Source organism: Burkholderia sp. HAN2018 (genome assembly GCF_024704855.1).
In the GTDB taxonomy this organism is placed as follows: domain Bacteria; phylum Pseudomonadota; class Gammaproteobacteria; order Burkholderiales; family Burkholderiaceae; genus Burkholderia; species Burkholderia cepacia.
Genome location: NZ_QOBB01000309.1, coordinates 1 through 6915 on the forward strand (window position 1 = coordinate 1; position 6915 = coordinate 6915).

Annotated in this window: 2 protein-coding genes; both read right to left on the bottom strand. The window is 72.2% G+C overall.

What is annotated here, in order from left to right; translation table 11 throughout:
- On the bottom strand, positions 1–805 hold an 805-nt coding region (locus DPV74_RS37615; RefSeq protein ID WP_240440091.1), incomplete at its 3' end, for a condensation domain-containing protein.
- A gap of 9 nt (positions 806–814) precedes the next feature.
- Positions 815–6915, bottom strand: a 6101-nt coding sequence (locus tag DPV74_RS37620; RefSeq protein WP_119339028.1) for a non-ribosomal peptide synthetase, incomplete at its 5' end; no start/stop codon positions are given.

Genomic DNA, 6915 nt, shown 5'->3' on the forward strand with positions numbered 1-6915 from the left:
TGCGGCGCGCGGGTCGTGCGGCCGCGCCCGGCAGCGTCAGCACGCCGCGCTGCGGATCGAGCCGTTCGCGCCAGAACGCGAGCTGGCGTTCGCGCTCGCCGGCGTCGAGCCAGCGGCGCTGCCACAGCGCGTAGTCGGCGTACTGGATCGGCAGCGGCGCGAGCGGCACCGGCCGGTCGGACGCATACGTGCGATAGAACGCCGCGAGTTCCTCGAGCATCACGCCCGACGACCAGCCGTCCGACACGATGTGGTGCACGGTGAGCGCGAGCCAGTGATGCGTCGCGTCGAAGCGCACCAGGTGGGCGCGCACGAGCGGCGCCACGCCGAGATCGAACGGCTCGGCTTCCTCGGCCGTCGCGACGGCTTGCGCGCGCGCCGTGCGCTGCGCGTCCGGCAGCGCTTCGAGACTGGTTTCGCGCCACGGGCAGCGCATCGGCGCGTGGATCGTTTGCGCGACGCCGTCCGGCGCTTCGTCGAAGGTCGTGCGCAGCGCCTCGTGGCGCGCGATCAGCGCATCGCATGCCAGGCGCAACGCGTGCGCGTCGAGCGGGCCCGTCAGCGCCAGGCGCTCGGTGATGTGGTACGCGTCCGGCGCATCGATCAGCCGCGCATGCAGCCACAGCCGCGTCTGTGCGAACGACGCCGGCACGCGGTCGCTGCGCGGCGTGCGCGGCGGGATCGGCAGCACGCGAAAATCGATGCCGGCCGCGCCGAGCTTGTCGATGAACACCGCGCGCTGCGCGTCGGGCAGTTGCGCGAAACGCGTCGCGAGCGCCAGCCAGTCGGGTTGAACCTTCGTCATCCGTCGTCCTTATTGGGTTTCCAGTTCGCCGAGCAGCGCGTCGATCGCGCTCGCCGCATCGGTCGCGCCGCGTGCCGCGCAGGCCGCATCGATCGCTTCCGCGCAACGCACCAGCGTGCGCGTGTCGAACAGCGTGCGCAGCGGCAACGCGAGCCCCCAGTGCAGGTTCGCCTGCGCATGGGCCTGCGTCGCGAGCAGCGAATGGCCGCCCAGCAGGAAGAAGTCGCCGTCGCGGCCGATCGCGTCCACGTGCAGCACGCGTTGCCAGATCCCGGCGAGCGCGCGCTCCGTGTCGGTCGCGAGTGCCGCTTCGGCCGCCGTCTCGCGTACCGGCGCGGGCAGCGCATGGCGGTCGCACTTGCCGTTCGGCGTGACGGGCAACGCGTCGAGTTCGACCAGCTGCGACGGCACCATGTAGGCCGGCAGTTGCGCGCGCAGCGTGTCGAGCAGTGCCACCCGGTCGAGCGGGGCCGCATCGCCGCGTGCGACATAACCGACCAGTTGCTCGTCGCGCACGATCACAACCGCATCGTTGACGCCGGGCGCCGCGCGCAGCAGCGCCTCGATCTCGCCCGGCTCGATCCGCTGGCCGCGCAGCTTGACCTGCGTATCGACGCGGCCGAGGTAGTCGAGCGCACCGTCCGCCCGCCATCGCGCGAGGTCGCCCGTGCGGTACATGCGCGCGCCCGGGACGAACGGATCGGGCACGAAGCGCTCGGCGGTCAGCGCCGGACGGCCGAGATAGCCGCGCGCGAGGCCCGCGCCCGCGAGATACAGTTCGCCGGTCGCGCCGGCCGGCACCGGCTGCCATGCGGCATCGAGCACGTGCAATTGCAGGTTCGCGATCGGATGGCCGATCGGCACCGCGACCGCCTGCGCGTCGTCGGGGCCGCACGTCCAGTGCGACACGTCGATCGCGGCCTCGGTCGGCCCGTACAGGTTGACGAGCGTCGCGTGCGGCAGCAGCCGCGCCATTTTCTCGACGAGTTCGGGCGCGAGCGCCTCGCCGCTCGCGACGATCAGGCGCACGCTGTCGCATTGCGCGGCGGCCGCGAAATCGTCGAGATGCGCGGCGAACGCGGCGAGCATCGACGGCACGAAGTGCAGCACCGTCACGCCGTGCGCATGGATCGCGGCCGCGAGACGCGCCGGATCGCGATGGTCGCCGGGCGCGGCGATCGCGAGCTTCGCGCCGATCGCCAGCGGCCACACGAATTCCCACACCGACACGTCGAAACCGAACGGCGTCTTGTGCAGCACGACGTCGTCGCGCGTCAGCCGGTACGCGTGCTGCATCCACGCGATCCGGTTCGCGAGCGCGCCGTGCGTGTTGCCGGCGCCCTTCGGCTTGCCGGTCGAGCCGGACGTGTAGATCAGGTAGGCAAGCTGTGCGTCGTCGACCTCGGCGGTCACGCCGGCGGTGTCGTCGACCGTTTCGTCGACGGTTTCATCGGCCAGCAGGTCCGCGACCGTCAGCAGTTGCGTCGTTGCACCGTCGCCCAGCGCCGCCTCGACCTGCTCGCGCAGATGGGCCTGGGTGATCGCGACGGCCGGCCGCGCGTCGCGCAACAGATACGCGATGCGCTCGGCCGGATAGTCGGGATCGACCGGCAGGTAGGCCGCGCCGGCCTTCAGCACGCCGACCAGCGCCATCACCATGTCGAACGAACGCTCGACGCACAGCGCGACCGGCGTATCGGGCCGCACGCCGCGCCGGCGCAGCGCGGCCGCGATGCGCGACGTACCGACGTCAAGCTCGCGATAGGTCGCGCGATGCACGCCGCCGTGAACGTCCGCGTGTTCGAGCGCGATCGCGTCGGGCGTCGCCCGCGCCGCATCGGCGAATTGCAGGTGCAGCGGCTGCCGTTGCGAAGCCGGCCATGTGCGCGCGGTGTCCTGCGCCCGCGCCAGTGCGTCGCGGGTGGTGTCGTCGGCGATCGACAGTGTGCCGAGCAGTGCATCCGGCGTGCGGGCCAGCGCATCGAGTGCGCAGGCGAACGCGCGGTGCCAGGTTTCGACCTGCCGCGCATCGACGCGCGCGGTGTCGTAGCCGTAGTCGATCGTCAGCTCGGCGCCGCTCTCGATCACGAGCGTCAGCGCGAAATCGGTGGCTTCGATGCTGCGCACGCCGCTCAAAACCAGCGCGCGCGGATCGGCATCGCGCGCCGTGTCGTCGACCGGATAGTTCTCGAACACGACCAGCGTGTCGAACAGTGCGCCGCCCGCGCCGCGGGCCCAGCGCTGGATGTCGGCAAGCGGCGTATGCGCGTGCTCGGCGGCCGCCGCGTTGTCGCGTTGCAGGGCCTGCAGCCAGTCGGCCGCGCGTTGCTGCGGCGCCGGCGCGGTGATCACCGGCACCGTGTTGATGAAGAGGCCGAGCACCGAATCGACGTCCGCGAGTGCGTCGGGACGGCCCGCGACGGTCGCGCCGAACGCGACGGCCGTCTGGTGCGTCATCCGTTGCAGCGCGAGCGCCCATGCGCCCTGCACCAGCGTGTTGACGGTCAGCTTCAGCGCGCGTGCCGTCTGCGCGACACGCGTCATCGCGTCGGCATCGAGCGTCGCGCGCCACGTGACCATGTCGGCATCCGCACGGTCGGCCGTGCGGTCCGCGATCAGCGTCGGGGCGTCGAGTCGTGCGAGGCGTTCGGTCCAGAAGCGTTCGTCGGCGTCGCGGTCGCGTGTGCCGAGCCAGGCGATGAAGTCGCGATACCGGAGTGCCGGGCGGCTCGCGAACGGCGATACGGCGTCCGGGTCGCGATAGTCGCGCAGCACGTCCGCCAGCAGGCGCGCGGTGCTCCAGCCGTCGAGCAGCACGTGGTGACGCGTCCACACGATGCGCCATGCGTCGTCGGTCACGCGGATCAGCGTGACGCGCATCAACGGCGGCTCGCGCCAGTCGAAGCCGCGTGCGCGATCGGCCGCGAGCCATGCGTCGAAATCGGCGTCGAGCGTGTCGCCGCGCGTGCGCCAGTCGAGCTGTTCGACCGGCATCCGGGCGTGGCGATGCACGCACTGCAGCGGCGCGGCTTCGTCCGGCATCACGCTCGTGCGCAGGATGTCGTGGCGCGCGACGGACGCCTCGAACGCGGCGACGAGCCGGTCGGCATCGAGCGCGGCCGCGGTCGCGACGAGCTGGTTCACGTAGCTGGCGTGACCGGGTGCGAACAGCGCATGGAACAGGATGCCCTGCTGCATCGGCGACAGCGGATAGACGTCGTCGATCGTGCGCCAGTCGAGCGGCGTGCGTTCGATCGCGGCCTGCGTGAGACCGGCGGCCTGCGCAAGCGGGAAATCGCCCGGCGTCGCGCCGGCGCCGCGATGCGCGACGCGTGACGCACACGCGTCGACGAGCTCGCGCAGCGCCGCCGCGAAGCGTTCGGCACATGCGTCGATCGTCGTGCGCTCGAATTGCGGTGCACCGTAGACCCAGTGCACTTTCAGCGTGCGTGCGCCGTCGCGATCCGTATCGAGGTACGCGTGGATCGCGAGCGCATTGCCGAGCGGACCTTGCGGATCGCGCTCGACGCCGGTGCCGCCGAAGCGCGGCACGAGCACGGCATCGCGCGGTGCGTCGAACTGGCCGAGATAGTTGAACGTGACGCGCGGACGCGGCACGGCGGCGAGCACCGCGCGCGTCGCCGCATCGCCGTAGTGCGCGAGCACGCCGAAGCCGAGCCCCTTGTGCGGCACGGCGCGCAACGTGTCCTTGACCGCGCACAGCGTGTCGCGCGCGGTGGCCGCGACCGGCAGCGTCACCGGGTAATGGCTCGTCAGCCAGCCGATCGTGCGGCTCGCATCGGCATCGTCGAACAGCGCCTCGCGGCCATGCCCTTCCAGTTCGATACGGCACGAGGCGGCGCCGCTGGCGCCGGCCAGCGCCATTGCGAGCGCGGCACCCAGCAATTCGATCGTCTGCGTGCGATAGGCGGCATGCGCATCGGTCAGCGCCGCGCGGGTCAATGCCGCGTCGATCGTCTGCACGACGACGGCTGCATCGGCGTTCGTCGCCGTCGCGTCGGGATGGTCGGGCACGACGTCGTCACCCTGCGCCATGCCGGCCCAGTACGTCGCCTCGGCCGCGAACGGCGATGCCGGCTCCGTCGCCGCACGGGCCAGCCGCGACGCCCAGGCATCCGCGCGCAGGCCCGGCTGTGACAGCCGGATGGGCGTACGCTCGCATGCCGCGCGGTAGGCCGAGTCCAGGTCGTCGAGCAGGATGCGCCACGACACGCCGTCGACGATCGCATGGTGAATCGCCAGATAGAGCCGCGTCGAGCCGTCCGGCAAGCGAGCCGCGCATGCGCAGGCCAGCGGCCCGCGACCGAGGTCGAGGCGGCGCTGCAACGCGTCGAAGCGCGCGAGCGCGTCGGCTTCGTCGCGGGCGGCGACTTCGACGAACGGCAGCGCGTCGTACGGTTTCGCGGCATCGCTGGCGTGCCACGTGCCGTCCGCGCCGCGTGCGAAACGCTGGCGGAATGCGTCGTGATGCGTCAGCAATGCGTCGAAGGCGCGCGCGAACGCATCGGCGTCGAACGGCCCGCGCACGTCGAATGCAACCGACTGGTTCCAGTGGCCCGGGCGCGGGATGTCGAGCGCGAAGAAGCGCTGCTGCGCGGGCGTCAGGACCTGTGCCGTCACCGGCGCGCCGGCAGCAGATCCGGCAGCAGGCTGCGCGACGGCGGCGGCGGCAGCCACGTCCTCGGTCTTCGCGATGCGTGCGAGTTCGGCGACCGTCGGGCCGTCGAACAGCTGCTTCGGCGTGAAGCGCACGCCGCGCTTGCGCGCACGGGCGATCACCTGCAGCACGAGGATCGAATCGCCGCCGAGTTCGAAGAAGTTGTCGTCGCGGCCGACCTGCGGCGCCTTCAGCACGGCCTGCCAGACTTCGGCGAGCACCGTTTCGACCGCGCCCTGCGGCGCATTCCCGGACGCCGTCGCGACCGGCGCGGCCGCCTGTTCACGCAACGCGGCACGATCGATCTTGCCGTTCGCGGTCACGGGAAGGCGTGCGAGCGCGACGAACTGCGCGGGCACCATGTAGTCGGGCAGCTTCGCGGCAAGCGCCGCGCGCACGGCGGCCTCGTCGAAGGTCGCGCCGTCGCGCATCACGACGAATGTCGCGAGCCGCAGGCGGCCATCGTGTTCGATCGCGAGCGTTTCGGCCTGCGCGACCGGCCCGGCCGCGCGCACGGCCGCACTCACCTCGCCCGGTTCGACACGGTAACCCCGAATCTTCACCTGGTCGTCGATGCGGCCGAGGAACGCGAGACGGCCGTCGGCGCGCAACCGGACGCGGTCGCCCGTGCGATACAGCCGCGCGCCGGGCGTAAACGGATCGGGCACGAAGCGCTCGGCGGTCTGCGCCGGGCGCCCCAGGTAGCCGCGCGCGACGCCCGGCCCGCCCAGATACAGCTCGCCCGTCGCGCCGGCCGGCACGCACGCGCCGAACGCATCGAGCACCAGCGCGCGCGCATTCGGCAGCGGCAGGCCGAGCGGCACGCCGCTCGCGGGATCGCGCGCATCGGCGGCGATCGACGCCGTATCGCACGCGATCGCACCGACCGTCGCTTCCGTCGGCCCGTAGTGGTTGATCACGCGACAGGCCGGCGCAAGCGCGGCCAGGCGCGCGACGAGCGCCCACGTCAGCGTTTCGCCGCCGGTCACGAGCGCATGGCGCGGCAGCACGTCGGCCGGCACGCGTGCGTCGAGCAGCGCCTGCAGGTGGCTCGGCACGATCTTCAGCACGCCGACGTCACGGCGGCGCATCTCGTCGGCGAACAGGTCCGGATCGAACGCGCACGCGGCCGGCAGCAGGTGCAGCGTGCGGCCCGCGCACAGCGCGCCGAACAGCGTCGTATGACCGAGGTCGGCCGCGACGGTCGATACCATCGCGAACGATGCGTCCGGTGCAAACGCGAGTTCGTCGAGCATCCCCTGCACGTAGTCGGCCAGCGCGCCGTGCGACACGACGACGCCCTTCGGCGTGCCGGTCGAGCCCGACGTATAGATCAGGTAAGCGCCCTGTTCCGGGTGCGGCGCGACGCGCACGCCGGCCGCGAGCGTTGCGTCCTGCGCGAGCGTGTCGACGTCGAGCGGCTGCGCGTCGA